The organism is Agarivorans sp. Z349TD_8 (genome assembly GCF_050870825.2).
Taxonomy (GTDB): Bacteria; Pseudomonadota; Gammaproteobacteria; order Enterobacterales; family Celerinatantimonadaceae; genus Agarivorans.
In genome coordinates this window covers 1079019-1097613 of record NZ_CP194037.2, presented here as the reverse complement: position 1 = coordinate 1097613, position 18595 = coordinate 1079019, and the positions used below count along the sequence as shown (strand labels likewise).

The 18595-nt window shown below is 45.4% G+C and carries 14 protein-coding genes and 1 CRISPR repeat array; of the genes, 1 reads left to right on the top strand and 13 read right to left on the bottom strand.

The features are described from left to right. Nucleotides 1–31: 31 nt before the first annotated feature. The 4 genes from ACRRS1_RS04900 to ACRRS1_RS04885 all read right to left on the bottom strand — a co-directional run bounded on the left by ACRRS1_RS04900 (nt 32) and on the right by ACRRS1_RS04885 (nt 4861). Nucleotides 32–1159, bottom strand: coding sequence for a DUF1513 domain-containing protein (locus ACRRS1_RS04900; protein ID WP_432464459.1), 1128 nt, complete (start codon nt 1157–1159; stop codon nt 32–34). Beyond that, entirely contained in the window at nt 1146–2129 is a 984-nt protein-coding gene (locus ACRRS1_RS04895; protein WP_432461059.1) for an imelysin family protein, read from the bottom strand. Before ACRRS1_RS04895 ends, ACRRS1_RS04900 begins: the two co-directional genes overlap by 14 nt. 9 nt (nt 2130–2138) lie before the next feature. Further along, nucleotides 2139–3536, bottom strand: a complete 1398-nt coding sequence (locus ACRRS1_RS04890) for a di-heme oxidoredictase family protein (RefSeq protein WP_432454262.1) — start codon at nt 3534–3536, stop codon at nt 2139–2141. An 83-nt stretch (nt 3537–3619) separates the two neighbouring features. Continuing rightward, nucleotides 3620–4861: an imelysin family protein gene (locus ACRRS1_RS04885; RefSeq protein ID WP_432464458.1), complete on the bottom strand. Its 1242-nt coding sequence runs from the start codon at nt 4859–4861 to the stop codon at nt 3620–3622. A 214-nt stretch (nt 4862–5075) separates the two neighbouring features. On the opposite strand from ACRRS1_RS04885, the gene ACRRS1_RS04880 reads away from it, so the two are divergent. Next, nucleotides 5076–5246: a hypothetical protein gene (locus ACRRS1_RS04880; RefSeq protein WP_432454264.1), complete on the top strand. Its 171-nt coding sequence runs from the start codon at nt 5076–5078 to the stop codon at nt 5244–5246. A 65-nt stretch (nt 5247–5311) separates the two neighbouring features. On the opposite strand, the gene ACRRS1_RS04875 is transcribed toward ACRRS1_RS04880, so the two are convergent. The 9 genes from ACRRS1_RS04875 to ACRRS1_RS04835 all read right to left on the bottom strand — a co-directional run bounded on the left by ACRRS1_RS04875 (nt 5312) and on the right by ACRRS1_RS04835 (nt 18589). Then, a complete protein-coding gene (locus ACRRS1_RS04875; RefSeq protein ID WP_432468282.1) occupies nt 5312–5626 on the bottom strand; it encodes a RidA family protein in 315 nt (104 codons plus the stop codon). Nucleotides 5627–5713: 87 nt separating this feature from the next. Further along, nucleotides 5714–7171 carry an FAD-dependent oxidoreductase gene (locus ACRRS1_RS04870; protein ID WP_432464456.1) on the bottom strand — a complete coding sequence of 486 codons (1458 nt, stop codon included), beginning with the start codon at nt 7169–7171 and terminating at the stop codon, nt 5714–5716. Nucleotides 7172–7463: 292 nt separating this feature from the next. Continuing rightward, the gene (locus tag ACRRS1_RS04865; RefSeq protein WP_432464455.1) at nt 7464–8231 is read right to left on the bottom strand and encodes a hypothetical protein; all 768 of its coding nucleotides are present in this window, start codon (nt 8229–8231) and stop codon (nt 7464–7466) included. 17 nt (nt 8232–8248) lie between these two features. After that, entirely contained in the window at nt 8249–9376 is a 1128-nt protein-coding gene (locus ACRRS1_RS04860; protein ID WP_432464454.1) for a Card1-like endonuclease domain-containing protein, read from the bottom strand. A gap of 75 nt (nt 9377–9451) precedes the next feature. Further along, complete coding sequence (locus tag ACRRS1_RS04855) at nt 9452–9832, bottom strand: AAA family ATPase (RefSeq protein WP_432464453.1); 381 nt, start codon at nt 9830–9832, stop codon at nt 9452–9454. Continuing rightward, nucleotides 9820–11652 carry a hypothetical protein gene (locus ACRRS1_RS04850; protein ID WP_432464452.1) on the bottom strand — a complete coding sequence of 611 codons (1833 nt, stop codon included), beginning with the start codon at nt 11650–11652 and terminating at the stop codon, nt 9820–9822. Before ACRRS1_RS04850 ends, ACRRS1_RS04855 begins: the two co-directional genes overlap by 13 nt. A gap of 212 nt (nt 11653–11864) precedes the next feature. Beyond that, nucleotides 11865–13129: a CRISPR direct-repeat array (repeat unit 35 nt; unit sequence GTTTCGACTGCCTCTACGGCATGTGCTGATGCAAC). A gap of 230 nt (nt 13130–13359) precedes the next feature. After that, a complete protein-coding gene (cas2, locus tag ACRRS1_RS04845; protein WP_432468283.1) occupies nt 13360–13653 on the bottom strand; it encodes a CRISPR-associated endonuclease Cas2 in 294 nt (97 codons plus the stop codon). 9 nt (nt 13654–13662) lie between these two features. Continuing rightward, complete coding sequence (gene cas1 / locus ACRRS1_RS04840; protein WP_432468284.1) at nt 13663–16536, bottom strand: CRISPR-associated endonuclease Cas1; 2874 nt, start codon at nt 16534–16536, stop codon at nt 13663–13665. After that, on the bottom strand, nt 16523–18589 hold the full coding sequence (locus ACRRS1_RS04835; protein ID WP_432468285.1) for a hypothetical protein: 2067 nt from the start codon (nt 18587–18589) through the stop codon (nt 16523–16525). Before ACRRS1_RS04835 ends, cas1 begins: the two co-directional genes overlap by 14 nt. Between the last annotated feature and the right edge of the window lie 6 nt (nt 18590–18595).

Below are 18595 nucleotides of genomic sequence, written 5' to 3'. Positions count from 1 at the left end.
ACAGCGCTGAGCCACGACAAAGCACTGTGACTTAGGGTAAGGCGATTAGATTAAGGTGGTTATCCCATTGCAGCGGGCTTTGTGCCCGCCAATCTTCCCCAGAGCCTCGTTGCCCGAGTAATTGGCCTTGCCCAGTGCTTGCTACCCAAGTCGTTTCGCCACCAGCCAAACCACAAACATCATCCATTTGCACTAAGTGACTCAACTCGCCTTGCGCCTCCGACCACACTCCCAATTTGGCCCCCCGAGGAGAACTGGCTAAAACTTCTCCCTGACTACAGGCAATACTGCCAACATAGCGATCGAATAAGCCCCAATAATCAGCATCGGGATCCAGAGCCACCAGCGGCCCCTCACCATGATGAGAGTACACAAGAGAACTAATTTCAGCCTCTGGATCTTGCCCCTGACAAGCCAACCATAGGGTATCGCTATGCGCTGAGTAAGCCAAATGACGAATACTAAGCTGATGATCAGCGAGGCTTCGACGCATTAAATGCTCACCATTAAGGCTGTTGAGATAAATCAAGGACGGACGCATCGTCGCAAGGTTAAGCTTTTCACGGCCTCGAGTATGGATCCCCCCCACAGCCACCACTAAACGTTGCCCAGGTAATACCAATAACTGATGGGGACCCAAGCCGCCAAGCGGCCAACGGGCACTTAGCTGCCAAGCCGTTGCCGAGTCGGAGCGTGAATAAACCAGCACATAACCTTCACTGCTATCCTGCTCGCCCGCGGTAACAAACATGCGCAAAGCATCTTCAGAGAAACTCGCATGCCCATAAAAATGCATGCCCATAGGTGGCTGCAGAGTATCGAGAATTTCACCGTGACGAGGATTAAATAGCACGATGAATTTCCCCGGGCGGCGCGCGACACAAGCCGCCAAATCAAACTCCGGTTTTGCCACGGCCACCTCATGGCCTCGCGCGGCCAAAGGGATTTGATATTGCACTGCCCCATCAAGCGTTACCGCGCTCAATTGATACTCCAGCTCTTGCTTGGAGCAGCCCAAGAGCAACATGTTGCTCGCTTGAGCATCGTCTGCTTCAAGTAATAATTTAGCCGCAAGCCCGGGACGAAACCAACCACAACCCAGGCTTAAACAACCGAGCCGCACCAATAACTGACGGCGATTTAATTTAGTCGCCATCATTATTATTAAACCCTAAATCAATCGACAAGGCTTGCGGGATCTGTTCCATAAACAAACTATCCAAGCGTGCCAGTTGTGGTTCAGCCTGCTGCCAAGCACTTAAATCGCTTTGCTCTGCTAACGGCTCTTGTTGAGGCATGCTGGCCAACACCGCCGCAAACTGTTGCGAAACCTGCTTGGCAAGCGTGGGCTCAAGCTGTTGCAGATAAACTGCCAAATATTTCGTATAACGTTGCTGTAATAAAGCGAGTTGTTGGTTGAGTAAGTGCAGGCTGATATTAGCGCGCCACGCTTCTCCTTGATAAGGTCGCAAGCGTTGATGTTTCTCGGAATAAAGCGCACGGTACTTGCGCAGCATAATACTACTTTGTAAACGATAGCTGTTCAGTAGATCGCTGCTTAACTGTGGAAAGAGCGGCGCTTGGTCTTGATGTATTGCAAGGCTTTGCAGGCCTTTACTCACGAGCGTCACCACGGGTAAATACCGACTGAACTGGGACGATAAGACATCGCAACGCTGTTTGGCCGTCAATTCACTAAATAATAAATACGCTTGGCTGCGCAAATTACTATGCGTGGTACTGAGCTTGGGTTCGGCCACACTTAATGCTGCCTTTACCTTGCGTCCCGTGGTGTCTTTTTTATCTGGCCAGTAACTAATCGCCCAATTTAATTTTAAGTCCAGCAGCGGCCCTAAGGCACTGGCCTGCAGGGGTAAATAAGCCTGATAATTAGCTTGCCAAGCTTGCTGACTGGCGGCTAAAGCAGCGGCACTAGGCGCAGCACAATAGCTTGCAACTTGCTGTTGATAAGCCTGCGCAGCCTCAAGTAACTGCCCCCCTAAACCGCTGATATACTGTTGCTCCTGCTTCAACCAAAGGCTTCGTGGGTTATTATCCGCCTGCACCGACGTCAACCCCAGCAATCCCAATAGGCTAAACGTCAGTACTCGTAAAAAATAAATATTCATGACAACTTCCTATAAGGAATTAACAAAAGCGACCAGAGCCTCTCGTTCGCTTTGACTTAAACCAGCAAAGGCCTGTCGAGCAGGTTTGGCTTCTCCGCCATGCCAAATAATCGCTTCGGTAACATTGCGCGCCCGACCATCATGCAGAAATTGACTATGACCATTCACCACCTTGGTTAAACCGATCCCCCACAATGGCGGCGTACGCCATTGCTGGCCATTGGCTAAATATTCCGGCCGACCATCAGCTAACTCACTGCCCATATCATGCAGCAACATATCAGTATAAGGATAAATTCGCTGCTCACTTAAAGCCGGTAAATGCGGGCGTTTAGCCGTAGTATAGCTGCGTCGATGACAACTATCACAAGCCAATTGAGTAAACAATTGATCACCCTGTTTCACCTGCGGATCGTTATAATCACGGCGTCGAGGAACACCAAGGTGACGCGAATAAAATTCAACAAAACCAAGCAGCTTATCACTCACCTCCGAACCATCGGGATCGACCCCAGAAGTCGCCGCTAAACAAGCCGTTTGAGGCCCGGTACAGTGATCTTTGCTAAATAACAAACTGGTAATGCCAATATCACCATTAAAGGCCGCCGCATTCTGCTGCATTAAGCTAGGTTGCCCGGCCTTCCAACCAAAACGCCCCAAAGTGAATTGCTGTGTTTGTTGATCCCATACTCGATTCGCCAGTCCACGGATCCCATCATGATCGCGGTCATCTGGATCAGCATTAGCCAAAATATCTTGCTCGCTAATACTTTCCAGCAAACCAAGGCCGATCATCGGCGAAGCCACCCGTGGCGAAAACATGGTATCGGGGTGCATCGGTCCATAACCGAGTTGATCCACCTGCAAGTGCGGCTCTCGCAGCGTCAACTGGCTCCCATCGGCAAACTGAAACGGTTTATCGGTATAACGAAAACGCACCCGGGCTTCGGGCGCGACACCCGCAATCGCTTGATCTTGAATTTGCCCCCCATAAGTCGGTTCCGGTACCACACCGTCATGCTGTTGTTGGGCCTTTTGTTGCTCGCTCACCGCCGGAATACTGATCCGCACCAGCATCGATACCGCATTGTCGTCGCCAACTTCAGCGGGATGTCCACGACCATCTTTTAGGTGACAGTTTTGGCAAGCATTGGTATTAAACAAGGGGCCGAGGCCATCTCTGGCAATCGTGGTTGCTGGTGCAACTACCCACGGATTACGAAAGAAACTATTCCCGGTACTGAAATTTAAGCGACCTTCAAAATCTAAATTGGCTGCTGGCAAGGAAAAAGCATTCTCGTCCACTCGCCCCACGGTGGTCCCCCCACCCGGTTTTTTATCATTGGCCCAACTCGCGTTGCTTAACAGCAACGCTACAGCCATCAACTTTATCATCGTGACTTTCACGCTGACTCTCTCCCAAGATGAATAATTATTTTTGAAAGCACAAAAGGGAGCTATAGCTCCCTCATATGGTTTACCTGTTATTTTTAGAATTCGTGATCAGCGGTATCAGGATTTAAGTTTTCGATACCGAGCACTTTGGCACTGGCTTCAATGGCTCGGGTTTGCTCGACTAAAGCCATAATGGCACCATTAATCAGAGCATGACCTTGCAGGTTGTCAGCCGCAATGAGTTGGTCAAAATGAACCCCATTAGTTTCGGCACTTTCTACTAACTTAGCCGTTTGTGCCATTGATTGAGCAAATGAGTAACGGTTATGCTCGGCAACTTTCGGGGCTTGTTGCGCCACCAATTGCGCCAAGCTGGCACCGCTAAAGCGCGACCCATCTAAACGCTGAAACTCAGCGAAATAGACATTGCTGATGCCACGGTTATTGTAGTAATGAGAGTTATGGGTATTGTCACTAAAGCAATCGTGCTCATCTTCGGTGGAATTGGCTTCTAAAGCGACTTTCATCCGTTCGCCAGCAAGTTCGCCCAAAGATAAGCTACCCATGCCAAACATCATTCGGCGCAAGGCCTGTTCACTCGGTTCGGCCATGAGTTGCGTTTGGTAATCACCGCCTTTAGCCCACTGCTGACTCATCCAAGCTAAATCACTCACCAGTAACTCACTCACCGCCGCTAGGTAATCGCCCCTGCGTTCACAGTGACCATGAGTACAAGCTTCACCCTTGGCATAATCAGTATAAGATCGCTCTCCTGCGCCGGGCTCTGTACCATGCAAATCTTGCCCCCATAATAAGAATTCAATCGCATGATAACCAGTTGCGACATTCGCTTCGGAGCCAGCAAGCTCATTCAGTGAAGCCAATAATTCTGGGGTAATATTCGTTAAATCAATTGCTTGCTCGCCTACCTGAAGAGTGGTACTGGCAATAATATTTGCAGTCGCACCAGGGTTACCAAGTTCATATTGGTAATCACTCGCCACATAATCGATCAGGCCTTCATCCAAGGGCCAAGCATTTAATTGACCTTCCCAATCATCAACGATTGGATTACCAAAACGAAACACTTCACTTTGCTGATAAAAACGACGGGCGACTTTCCAAGCTTGCTTTGCGGCCAGTAAATGCTGAGCTGAAGGCGCTTGGATAAGTGCCTGAGTCGTCTCTTGCAGCCTTAAAGCACTGCTATGTGCATCACTATATACAGCATGCGCCAATGCCGCATAATCTGCGACAACCTCTGTTTGTGTTACTTGAGCATACACACTAGTGGTCAGCAAGGCCGCTGACCCTAAGGCAATTTTAAATACGTGCATCGTCATCCCTTTCGATAATCTATATGATAATTGTTATCATTATCTTTGAGGCATGCTTTTAAGTAAACAAAAATTTGACCTTTTGTAACAAGGACACAACAGGAAACCTAATACACTGACATTTAATAACTTACAAAATGTCATTTGCCTGTCACATAATTTTTGTTAAATGCTCGCCGTCAGTTTGTTTTACAACTCACTTGAGGATTAAATCATGCTTAGCACCGTGAATGGGAAACAGTTTTGGAAGGCTTTACGCAAAAAGGGAATACCGCCATCGGTATTCGCAATGAAGGCCAATTGTTCATTAAATAGTGTATATAACTTAAAAGAACGTAGCTATATACCCGTTAAATTTGCGCAAGTATTAGACAGTATTCAGTAAGCAATATCAGCCTTGGAAAGGTGCAACAACCAGCCGCCTTATTCGTTCATCAAGCATTTACTGCCTTAGACAGCTGCCGTGACCGACATCTCAACTAAAATTTCTTGTCGAGCCATATGTGCTTGCACGCAAGCCCGAGCGGGCGGCGTCACATCACTAACCCATGCATCCCACACTTTGTTCATTTCTACAAAATCATCCATGCTGCGCAAATAAATAGTCACGCTTAATAGCTTCGACTTATCGGAACCAACGCTTGCCAGCAGTTGTTCCACTTTTTCAATCGTGGTACGCGTTTGCTCGGCAATACCATGGGCTGTGTCTTTAGCCACTTGGCCACATAAGTATACGGTATTATTGTGAACCACAGCTCGGCTCATTCAGGCTTTACTTTCAAAGTGTTGAATAGACATGTTAGGGCCTTAATAAATAGACTCGCAGTGCGAGTAAGCAAACAATAGATGATGTTAACGCGCTAACGATAGCGGGTAATGACGTTGCCCAGCCAATTGCTCAGCCAATTCCAGCACCTGCTGATAGGCGATACCTTGAGTGCTTTGTAATTCATTCATCGCCGCATTGGAGGCTTCGGCATTGAGTAAACCTAACTCACAAATATTCTTAATGATTTGCTCCGCGGCACTTAAGGCAGAAGAAAACTTAACAATTTCGGTTCGTGCGTAATGTGTCTTGTCAAAAGATACACTGGCTGCACGTAGGCTTGGATCACTCCCCGGAATTTGCTGCGCCCCAAACAGTGGCCGACCCGCCACAGCAGCATCTTTAAAACTAGGTAGGTAACGGGACATATGTTTTACTGCCTCTGCGGTGCGCAGCTCAACCTCTTCGCTTTGCCAGCCTTGAGTGAGCTTACGAGTCAGTAAAGGACTCAACTCGGGCTGAGCGCTATGCTCGCTAGATTTAACCAAACCGCCTTTAAACAAGGTAATGGTATCGGTCATCCCGTGCAGTTGAAATAAGCCATCGGGATAAGGGGTTAATTGCGCCATACCATTAGGGGTGCCGCGCTCACCATGCACGATCAACTCAGGCCAACGGCCATTTTGACTCGGCCAATTGGCTAAGTAAGCGGCTTTAAACTCGACCATACGACTGCGGCTTAACTTAGCCATATCATCCAACTCGCCGCTACGATAACCACAGGCGTTAATCAGATAGTCTACTTCGATAGTTTGGCGACCCTGCTGATCTTGATAATCAACGCGCCAACGCGGTGAACCGCCTTGCAACAGTTCGATATGCTGCACCTTGGTTGAGGTAAGCACTGAACAATCGGCTAAACGCTGCGTCGCCAAGGCCACCGTAGCGGCAACCCGCAACAAACTTAAGCCATATTCTTGCACCTGCACAAAAGGGTATTTGAAAGCCGATAAATCCAAGTATTTAGCCACCGGGATCATCCAATCATCCATGCTACGAGGTTGCTGTAGCGGCTCACGTTTAGCCAGAGCTTCCAGTTGTTCTCGACTATATAAACGATAGTAATCTTCTGCGGCACCAAGTTTTTGATTTTGCGGATCTTGTTGAATTAAATCTGCATAGTGCGCCTGCAACTTTCGCAACCGAGGCAGCAGCGCTTCAGGTTCACCGGGATCATTCATGGGGACGCTAATCACCGTAGGACGAAGATTGACCGCATGCGGAAAGACCCGCAAGGTATTAATCGACTGCTCTAACAGCTTAAGGCACTGTGCATCGGATATTTCTCGATATAGGTTCCCTCCCGCATGCAAATGGCAGGCTGGCGGGCCGTTCACCAAACTTGGACCTTGTTCAAATAAACTAACCTTCGCGCCCAGCTCGGCAAGTTTTAAAGCAACTGCGGAACCGGCAATACCGCCACCCACGATGGCAATCTGCGGAGAAAAGTCTGAATCTGTCCTCACTGGGGGAGTATTTGTCACTACACTGTCATCCACTGCTGAAAATATTCACTAGGCTCATCATTCTAACCGCCTCAATAGTGCAATGAAATACGCAACTGACAGATAGATCGATCGTAATATGAAGAAAACTAGAAGAAAAATTCAGAAATGAAAAAAGCCAGCTTATCAGCTGGCCTTTAAAATATTGGCAGGGGCGTAGGCTTCCACACTAAAACCATCAACAACCAATAAATAATAACAAAATAAATATTAAGCAGTACAAGGCTTACTTCCAAATGGCCTTAAACAAAAAGTTACTCCATCGCTATACTCAAAACTCGGCGATGAGTACTTGCGCATGTTTTGCTGCATAACGCCCAGCAGCTAACTCGTTAGCCTGAGCAGCAATATCTTTCGCTTCTGGAAGTATTAACCAAAATACCCTGGCTTTTTCAAACAAATACTTTTCTGGTGCACCTGAGACATCTAACTTTTCAAAGACAACTGAAACCGTAAGCACTAATTGCTTAGACGATGTCGCACGTCCAAAAAAAGGACCGAGTTGATGCACTGGATACCATATGCTACCGGCTGGGAATCGTTGCCCTTCTTTTAAATAAAGCGAGTAAGCCACATTATTGTTACTCGATTTACTATTCTGGTAAACGGCTAAGATATTTTTATGAAAATATCCGCCAGAAAATGGGAAGTGCTCTTTGAGTCGCTCATCCTCTACATAAGCGCCACACTCTCTAGCATGTGGCATAGAATGACGATAGCGATACTCTAAGCAGCCAAATTCCAACACTAAACGAGATAATGCGAGGTTAAAATCTTTACCAAACAGGCTATTTTCATAATAAGGTCCTAAGTCTTTCACCTCAGGGATTACTCGTTTCATAACGCTCGAAAACTGCCTATTGTAAGCAATACTCTGTAACTGACCGTCTTCAATCGCTTTTACAAACTGTGAAATCTGCCGTACTTGATACTTCCCCCATGACGCATAAGCAAACTTGCTATAACTACCGCTGTTATACGCAATAGCCGGAGGAGCAGACAAAAACAACACAGCAATAAGTAGACTAATTTTTGACATACAGCTTTCCTTTAACATTAAGCAAATCGCTTTGCGGTTCTGGCGATCAAATCTGCAAAGTCACTCACGTCTTCGGCCTCAACAATATACACACCGCTATGTTTTGCCCGCTTTTTAAGTACGCTGGCCACTGGCAGACTATTGACCCAAAAAGCTTGCGTTGTTTCACCAAAGCTATCGCGCAACATATCCAAGCGAAAAATAATCCGTTGACCTTCTTTTGAATCAGAATTACTGGTTTTACACTCTACGATATACAAACGATTATTAATTAGCGCAACAACATCGAGTTCATTGCGAAGAGGGGATTGAGGATCGCCATATTCAACCTCTACGCTCATGGCGATATCTTGTAGCTCCAACCCCTTGCGGCGAAGCTGATGCATTTGGTCAAAACAAAAATACTCCAACCAAAAACCATTACAAAATTCTTTAGCCTGCGCAGAGCGAAAATGAATACGATTTTCTTTGAGCTGCAACAAGCCCCGTTCGCTCATTTGTGCCAACATTTGTTGCAGCTGAGGGTTGTTTTTCTCTTGGTAACTTAGTTCTCGGTGAGCGATAAACGCTGCGTTTGACTTCATAGCATGATAATTAAGCTGACCTATCCCCTTAATTAAACACTCATTTTTTGCCGCCCAATCTCGAGCAATAGGAATATAAGCCTGTACCGTTTGCAAGCTTGTTTTACTAGATTTAACAGTAATACCCAATAAAGCCATAAAATCAGGGATCTTGATTTTATCAGGCACCTCTAAATCGGCTTGCTCCGCGGGATAAATATACCGCAAGTAGTCATTCTTTTTATCTAGCCAAACAATCGCAGCGTGCTGCTGTTTGCCCCATTCAATTAAACGCGTTTGGAGGTCAATATTACCTTGAGTAACATTTAACACCATGTTTTGTGTTACGTACTCGGACAAACACTCCAACAAGGGTTGCTGTAGTTTAAGCAGCTCGATGCAGTGGACTGCTATGCCCTTTGGCCTTAATAAATCAACCAAGTGTTTTAGTTTAAAATTGAGAGGCTGAATAGCCAACAATATCAATCGCTGGGCTTTCACTTTGGGGTTTAAAAATGGCGTAACCACAGAGATAGGGTCGTTGTCTAATAAAGCGATATGAGTATCTGCTTGCTCTAACATCAATTGTTAACATCCTTATTATTTAAACTGCCAATTCTAGTTCGTAAACCCAATAGTGGTGTACCTTATGGCACACTAACATGGCCAGTTTTCCCACTCTTTGGCCATGCGCTCAATACTACTTTGCGGCACCCCGTGAATATTAGGAAACTTACCCTGGCATTCTTTTACCACTAACTCTGCATCATAAGTTTTTGCAAGTAAGACATAAGGCTCTATTTCCCAACGCTTTACAAAAGTATTAGCCACAACCACATCCTCACCATGAAACAAGCAACGCTCTGCCTGTAGCTCACACCAGCGATGTGCAGCCTTAAGTTTACTTGGGTCAAAGTGGTATTCACCTAGAGAATTAATAAAGAACTGATCGGCCTCGTAATGCTTTGCAACTAGTTTTTTTGCTAAGGTACTTTTACCGCTACCGGGTAAACCTCTAATTAAAGTTAAAATGGCCATAACTTTAATCCTGTGTATAAACCAGCGATCAACACACCACCAGCCAATAATAAGCCTTTTAAACGGGGCAAGAGCCACTTCCTCGTAACTCCAGCACATTGATGCTGCAACTTGGTAAACCACAATGAATATTTACCAATCCACTGATAAAAATAGCGGCTCACAACATACAAGAGCAACAGTATGGTAAGCACCATAGCCACCCAAGGTAAATCAATCCCCTCTTCTGGCGGCATTAACCACTTCTCGTTTAAGCTCATAATAGGGCTAAAGAAAAACAAAATTGCAGCAAACATAAATTTGGTTCTGCGTTGCCACTTGGCTTCTAAGTAGTCACCGAGTTCAGCTACCTCGCTAGACACTACTTCATACTGCTGCTGCAGTTTAAAGGCTTGGTTGAATTTGTTAAAAACCTCGGCACCTAAAAAATCGGTGGTCACCTCCCTAAACCAGTAGTGATTTCTAAAGCGCTGAAACTGTTCCATATTTTGCTTACTGTAAAATACATTCGCCATATCGTGGTCAATAATCGTGCGCGACAAACAGTCCAACCTAAAGCGATTACGATAAGACAATAGGTACAAAGGCAGGTACAGTTGCTCAGCACTATACCTAATTGGCATGCTATCGTGGTAAGCCACAAACACGGCACTATCTCTTAGAACCAAGCCCGCCCAATGCTCCCATACTTCTATAAAGTTATCTTCAACTTGGGCGCGTATGTATTCCGCCGAATACTGCCAACCAGGTCCATCACCGCCCACACTTGCCGCTTCGTTAGACACACAAGCTAGCTCAAAAGGAATTAAATCACGCCAAGTGGCATAGCCAGCAATAATGGCCCGTTGTGATGCCGCTAAGCCTTGATCCCATTGCCCAGTATTTAATAACACTTGGCTATTTTCGTGATAATTTACCTTAGGATCACTGATTGGTGCACTCCAAGCTAACTCGTGATTTTTATCCAAGTGTTGGGTATACGCCACTACAAACAATTTGCAATAACGCTGAAAACAATCAAATACCTTCTCAGCATCTAGGCTGGGCGTGACGACAGCCAATAATGGTGAGTAGTAACCCAGCTTAGCCTTAGGCGCTTTAACAAACCCCAAGCATTGCTCTAGAATAAAGGTGTCCCAAAAGCTAATGGCTTTAGCGCCCTCAGCCTCAACTTGAATATCGCCATCATTAAAATCTCGTAAGGTACGATTTAATAGGCTCACCGAGCTTATTGACGCGGGCTTAACCAGGCTGCTCACCTTAAACACTAGCTGGCCAACACCGTCGCCAAATAGCAGTATATCTATCCAGTCTATTTTAAACGGCAGTAGAAGAGGCGCTTTATTATGCTGCTTAACCTTTAGTGTTAAGGTTTGCTGTATCCATTGCGAAGAATCTAAAGAAAACAGCAAAGACTCTGCCATTTGCGCAGACCCAACATCGGTTGCTACCCGTTCCGAGATAAACTTAGCCGTATCAGCTTCGCTGTAAAAATCGCCTTCGAAGGGCGTTTCACCAAACATAATTTGGTGACTTTGTGGAGTCATAATAGCCTTAGGGAAAAAACACCTAGGCTTCCCATTAAAATCGCTTAACTCTTTAGGGTCGCTATGCTCATCGCTTAACATGGCCATATAAGGATGAACTCGCCAGTGGCGTGAAAACAGCTCAGCCACGTAGGCCTGTAAGTGTTTACCATAGCGTAAACCCTTAGCATTAAGCTGGTGCTCAAAGGCCACAATCATTACTGTGCTTTGCTCTGTAAAATTAACTGGCTCTGGGTAGTGACCATTATTGAGCCTAGCGGTATTTACCGACATCCCTGTCATCCTCTCGCGAATAAGTAAACCAATAATGACTAAAGCATTAGGCCTAAGTCAATGATGTAAAACAACAACTCCCCACTGCAATATTAGTTTAGTGGCTTATCTATCTTCGTTTAGGGAAAAAGCCTTAATCATCATGCTTCAGCTACCTTACGGCATGTGCTGATGCAACTCTTATGAAGATATTGGCACTACGGTAGAAGAAAGTTTCGACTGCCTTTACGGCATGTGCTGATGCAACATGGCCGACGAAACCTTCATGTGATGGAGAAGTAGTTTCGACTGCCTCTACGGCATGTGCTGATGCAACATGAATTAAACAGATCTATTGCTTTAAGTTGTTTGTTTCGACTGCCTCTACGGCATGTGCTGATGCAACAATATGAACATGATTCTAATGGGAATATGATTAAGTTTCGACTGCCTTTACGGCATGTGCTGATGCAACCTTCAAACTGGGCATCTTTTGACTGGTACTATCTGTTTCGACTGCCTTTACGGCATGTGCTGATGCAACACATGAATCTATCGCAGATGATGAAGTTGCCTCTGTTTCGACTGCCTTTACGGCATGTGCTGATGCAACACATTAAGTCCGCCATAAAAACCAATGAGTATAGTTTCGACTGCCTTTACGGCATGTGCTGATGCAACGCAATGGTGTATAAAAGCTCTAATCTAATTAAGTTTCGACTGCCTCTACGGCATGTGCTGATGCAACGCTGCTATAAGCAGCTTCGAAAAAGAGACTAAGTTTCGACTGCCTCTACGGCATGTGCTGATGCAACGATAGTGATGGATTACTAACTGACTCTGAAATTGGTTTCGACTGCCTCTACGGCATGTGCTGATGCAACAGGAGGCTCCTGAATGGATGAGTATGCAGGAGGGTTTCGACTGCCTCTACGGCATGTGCTGATGCAACTTGCTTAAATCTCACAACATCAACATAAATATGTGTTTCGACTGCCTCTACGGCATGTGCTGATGCAACACATCAACATGGCAGACATAGCGTCATTAAAAGTTTCGACTGCCTCTACGGCATGTGCTGATGCAACTGAAAAAATCTGTCTAGAATTAGATAGAGTTTTGTTTCGACTGCCTCTACGGCATGTGCTGATGCAACTCAAAAGCTTGAGTCGATGTTAAGAAAACGAGTAGTTTCGACTGCCTCTACGGCATGTGCTGATGCAACTCAACGAAATGGGCTACCAAATTGAAGTTGTTTGTTTCGACTGCCTCTACGGCATGTGCTGATGCAACGTTTTTTCAACTGTGGGGTACTGGTTCATAAAATGTTTCGACTGCCTCTACGGCATGTGCTGATGCAACTCCAGTCACCTGGACGGGCAAACCACCAGTAAGGTTTCGACTGCCTCTACGGCATGTGCTGATGCAACCATTAGAAAGTTATTTTTCAAACCCTCTAGAAGGTTTCGACTGCCTCTACGGCATGTGCTGATGCAACAGCGTTTGTTTTAGCCCTTAACGGGCGCGCTCTGCAAGCAGCACAATGGTGAACCTTTTCACGCACTGCATCAACAAGCTCTATACTAGCACGATATAGCTAAAAGCATAAGGCTTTATGCACTTAAGTTCTTGTTTTTAAAGAGCTGGTGAAACATTCTCAGCATTTACGAGTAAGTGCTTGATTTTACATAACTTGCCTAATTAGGCCATTTTTTTACTTAGGTTTAACTACAACACCGTGGCCGAAGGAAATACCCCTACCGCTTGGCCGGTAATAGTGGCCGAGCGTGCCAAGGTGGTAGCATTAATACAGTAAAAGCGCAGGTCGTCTTCTTCACCTTCACTGTCTGCTAAAATTTTTTGCAGTTGCGTTTTTAATTGTTTTAGTTGCGCTTCGCCACTAAAGGCCACTTCAAATACCGAACGCTGTACCCGCTGCCCATATACTAATAATTCGTTACCTAACCTACGGCGGGTTCGATTATCTTCTATGTCAAAACACACTAGATAGGTAAGCTTCATGGTTATACCTTACCTAGCTAACCACGGGCTAAAATGGCTTTGTTCTTGGTTTATCCACGCAATTAAGTTGTAGTTTTGTTGCGCGAGTAAATCTAAGGCCGATACCTGATCGCCTTTATCATTGGCAAACTGAGGCGTTTGTAACTGCTCTATAAGATATTTACACCAAAACTGTTTGGTCTCTTTATTGAGCCACGATTGGCCTTGGTAATCGGTAAAGTGTTCAAGCTTAATTTGGCCGCGGTTAATCACACTTAATACACTGCGATCCACTAGATATCTAAAAGGCTCCATTAAATCTGAAGCTAGTGCCGAATGAGTACCTCGAGAATGATGATAACCACCAATCGTGGGGCACAAACCTGCGCTACGCAGTAAACTGTCGGTGTGGCTGTATAGCAAACTATAGCCAAAAGATAATAAACTGTTTATGGGATCTTTGGGGTAGCGTTTTTGTCTATGGGTAAATTGCCATTGTTTATCGATAAGGCTTGAAAAACTATGCCAATAGCCTTTTGCCGCTTGCCCCTCTACCCCTAAACACTGCTCTAAGCTGTGTATTTTGGGCAACATTTTTAAACCACTATTTAAACTCTCGCACTGGGTTTTACGCTGCCTTAGTAGCTCTTTTAAGCTGCGAATTTTGGCTTCGACTAAACTTTGGGAAAAGGCCATTTGGTTTTTCTCTTCGCTAAAATGGGCTGCTTGCTTTAAGTGCAAGGCTGGGTTGTGGCTAAGTAAGGCGGCACAGCCTTGGTATTTACCAAAATGGCTAGCAAAGTGAACTGGCACTTGCAGCTGCATTGCCTTAGTTAAGGCTTGAGTAGTAATTTGATGATGCCCCAGCAGTACAATACACTCTAAATGGTGCAGGGGCAGCTCTGCAATGGCTTCGCCCTCGCGCTCTACCCTTATGCGCGAGTGCTGTAAATTAAGCAGGCAAGGGTCACCGCTTATGCAAAGGGTTTGCTTGGCGGTAGCACTAAAAAATAGTTGGCTTTTATTGCTATTTTCTGGTGCTAAAATCGGCTTGTTAGGCAAGGCATCTGAGTAGGTGTTTTGCTTGCTCTCTATCACCATATCATTAATAAACAAGTAACCTAAAAAGTGTACGCCACTGGCAAAGCGGCGCACTCGCGTTTTTTGCTCATTAAGCTCTAGATCATGTTCGGCCAGCAAGCTTTGCACTAGCTCTTTGGCCTGCTCTGCTTGATTCTTCTTTTTGCACAGTATGATAAAGTCGTCAGCGTAGCGCACTAATTGATAATCTAGCTTGATTAACACCGAATCGAGGTGATCTAACATTAAATTGGCGAGCACTGGGCTTAGTGAACTGCCCAGATGCAAACCACTGCTTTGATGGTCTTGATAGTGTTCGGGCAATGCTTCACGTTGAATATTGGCGTGCAAGTAGCGGTCTATTAGTGGCCAAAGCGGGTCGTTTCCATACAGGCAAGCTAAACGGTTTAACACGCGCTCAACATCTACCGAAGGGAAAAAACTGCGAATATCGGCATCTAGCGCGTAGGCATAACCTTGGCGAACTAGGGCTAATATTTTGTCTTTAGCTGCTAGGCGAGAAAAACCACGCCTATAGCCATAGCTGCGCTCGCTGTATAAACAGTCTAGGCTTTGGCTAAACCAGCGACTTAAGGTTTTTAATACTACCTTATCGGTAAAATCGGGAATAAGCAGCAAACGCTCTTTTTTTCCTGGCTCTTGCAATAAACTGGGGTATAGGGGTTCTGGCCAATAATGGCCTTGCTGTAATTGCTGATACAGGAGGTGAATGTCGGCTCTGGCAGCATAGGCTTTGGGCTGACCGCTCAGTTTCTCTAGTTCGTAGTGAAATGCACTTTCAATATCTTGTATATTTAATGCTTCATTTAATAAGCTGGTAGCGCGTTCTAGCTGCGGACCTATGCTTTGACCATCTTGGGTGAGCAGGCGATAACGGCCGCAACCAAAGCGTCGATTTTCACCAATGCCAATATATTGCCCCATCACTAACCATTGCCACTGAGCTTGTGTTAAGGCTGGTAAATTAAGATCAATACTGCCGAGCAAACCATTAATGGGCTTTAAACGAGCAGGCTTATCTTGGCTACTCCCTTCAACTCGGCCATAGTAGGCGTCTACCCAAAACAAATCACTATCTAACCACTCAGCCGCAGGCGGCGCTGGCCTTCGGGCGCGTTCTAGTTGGGGCTTAAGCTGTTGTTGCAGCGAAGCCAGCGCATCAAAAATACGCTCAAACACTAACTCGGCACTAAGATCTGCTTCGCATTGGCACAATGGGGCGCCGCGGTTTTTTTTCTTTAGTTGTGGTTGGCTATTACGCGGCTTTAGCCGCAGCGGGCTAACAAACTGCAAGCTTAATTGGCTAGGAGCATACTCTTGCCATAAGCCTATTTGCTGATCTATCGAATCTTGATCGATAACCGCAGCTGCACTGGGTTCGGCCAATAAACCACCGCTTAAACCATCTTTTATCGAGCGAAGCTCTACATTAGTACCAATATGCCCACTACAACCCGCTTGCTGGGCGGAATATGGCAAATTATCTAAGCGTTCAAATAGTTGTTCTATTAGGTTTAAATCTTCACCAAACTGGCAAAGGTAAAAACTGTAAGCATCACCCGTTTGATAATGCTGCCTACCCGACTCTGGAGTATGAATAGCTAATGAGAAAAAGGCTTGATGGCTGCTTTTTAGCATGGTGCGAATAAAACTGGTTACCACCGCTTGGTGAAAAAACGGCAGGCTTGTATCACAAGTAAATCGCCAATTTACTTGATAGATACGAATAGGCAGTAAAGCACTAAAACTAGGCTCTGCTTCGCTACCAGGGGTATACGGGTTTATAGCATCAGTTTGTTGCAAGGCCTTCCTCCGCGTTGCTGCCCAAGGCGTTAACATCGGCTTTTATGTTTGCTTGAGTTAAGGAAATAGGGCTACTAGTTAGCAGCGATTTAAGCTCGCCAATTAAGGCGTTATATAAATATGCGGGTTGCTGTGTTGGCTCCTTAGCAAACACACTAAATAGGTCTTTTACTAATGATTGATTTAGAAACTGTAGCTGCCCTTGCGCTTCACCTTTATTTTCCCATAGGCCAATAATAGGAGCTCTAAAATGCGCATATACTTGATGCGCCATGCTGTCGGGTAAATAACCGTGAGTGATGGCGTTACGATAATCTCGCGCTTTACTATTGCTTGCTTCAAGCTTGTGTTTTAAAGCTGCTTCATAGCGGTTTAGCGGGTGAACCAAAGCTTGCTTGTAGCCTTGGGTGTCGAGGTAGCACAGTATGTCATTAAGTAAATTACGGTCTGTTAATACCCCACCTAGCAGTGTATCTAGGGTTTTACCTGTAGCTAACTCGGACGCAAACAATTGCTTGTATATAGATTCATGTTGCTTTTGGGGCCTTTTATTTGCCACGCTTTTTGGCTGATAAGCATCGCTTTTTAAGGAAAATCTACCAGCTTGTTTTATGACGAAGTTACTAAATGAGTAGGCTTTACCCTCTTCTACATCGTCTTGGTTTTTAGTTTTTTTAACGCAGTAATAGGTGTTTTTAAAAAATTCACAAGCGTGATCAAATTTGCTGGTATCAGGGAAAGGATTATCTTGATGGTAATAATCAAAATTGTTACCCACTGTCACCATGGCCAGTAAATCATATTTGGCAATATCTAAGAGATCACAGGTGTAACGCACCGCATCTTGCACGTTTTCTTGTTGCAGTGCGGCCTCTACTTTAAAGGCCATCCATACACTACGTGGCATACTGTTAGGTTGGTTTTGATAAGGCAACACACCTTTAAAAATTGCCATTACATCTTGTAGTGGCAATTTACCTTGCAGCCAGCCTGCTAGCGTACATACGGCTTTTATCCAACTGCAATCAATAGCAAAGCTTTGGCTAGGGGTTTTCCAATCTAAAGGGTTAGCCGCACTGGTTTGTTGTGGATATAACAAACGCGCGGTAGTGGCTGCGCCTTCAAAGTTACCGTGTTCAATTAAGTCGATTACTTGACGCCGAGCGCGGTAAGATTCGGCGGGAGCAACTTCACTATGATCAAACCAACTAGCCTGGCTGGCTGAAAGATTGGCTTGAGCAGATCCCTGCCCAGGCTCAACTAAGGTGCTTACTTGCTTAAAGTAGAGGCTTGCAGCTGCTTGTATTTGCGGTTTAAATTCTGGAAATCCGCCACTGGATAAATACATTAGTTGGGCATCAGTTCCAAACTCTTTGGCAAGTTGCCCTAGAGCATCGTCTACCCGCTGCATCGCCAAACGGGAAACGGGGTTATCTAGACCATGACCTTTGTAGTCGTTAATTTCATCATTAATATAGTTGTAAAAACGACTGTAGCCACATATGGGCTGTGAACTTAAATGCTGCCACTGCCCACCATATTCTAACCCTAGCTCTTGGGCGAACCATTGTGCAACAACTGCTCCTGCGCCGTAGGGCTCTGACTTACTAAAAGAGCTGGCTTCCCCCCTGTCAGTATTTAGTATCAGCGCTCCGTCTATACGAATTGCTTGCTGCTGTAGCATATGAACAAAAGGAACTAATTTGGCTGCAACTAAAGGTAGTGCGTCCTCCTCTGCTTTGCTCCAGATAATCTTGTCACGGTTGCTTAATGCATTACCATTAAAGCTTAAAGACTGAACATTTCGCTCGTTAAGGTTGGCATTATCTATAGCTTTTAACAATGAGGGGAACTGCTGCACATCGTCACAGCTTAACAGCTGGAATGCTTTACCCATAGCGCTGTCTTCCAGCAGAAAATCGTAAAACTGTCGCTGAAAAGAGGGGCCAATTCTTAGCAACTGTTCATTTCCTTCACCACCATAAACCACTTTCAGATCTGAAGTGCCAACGGTAACTATGAGCAGTGTTTTTTGGTTACTTAGCTTCGCCATAAACCC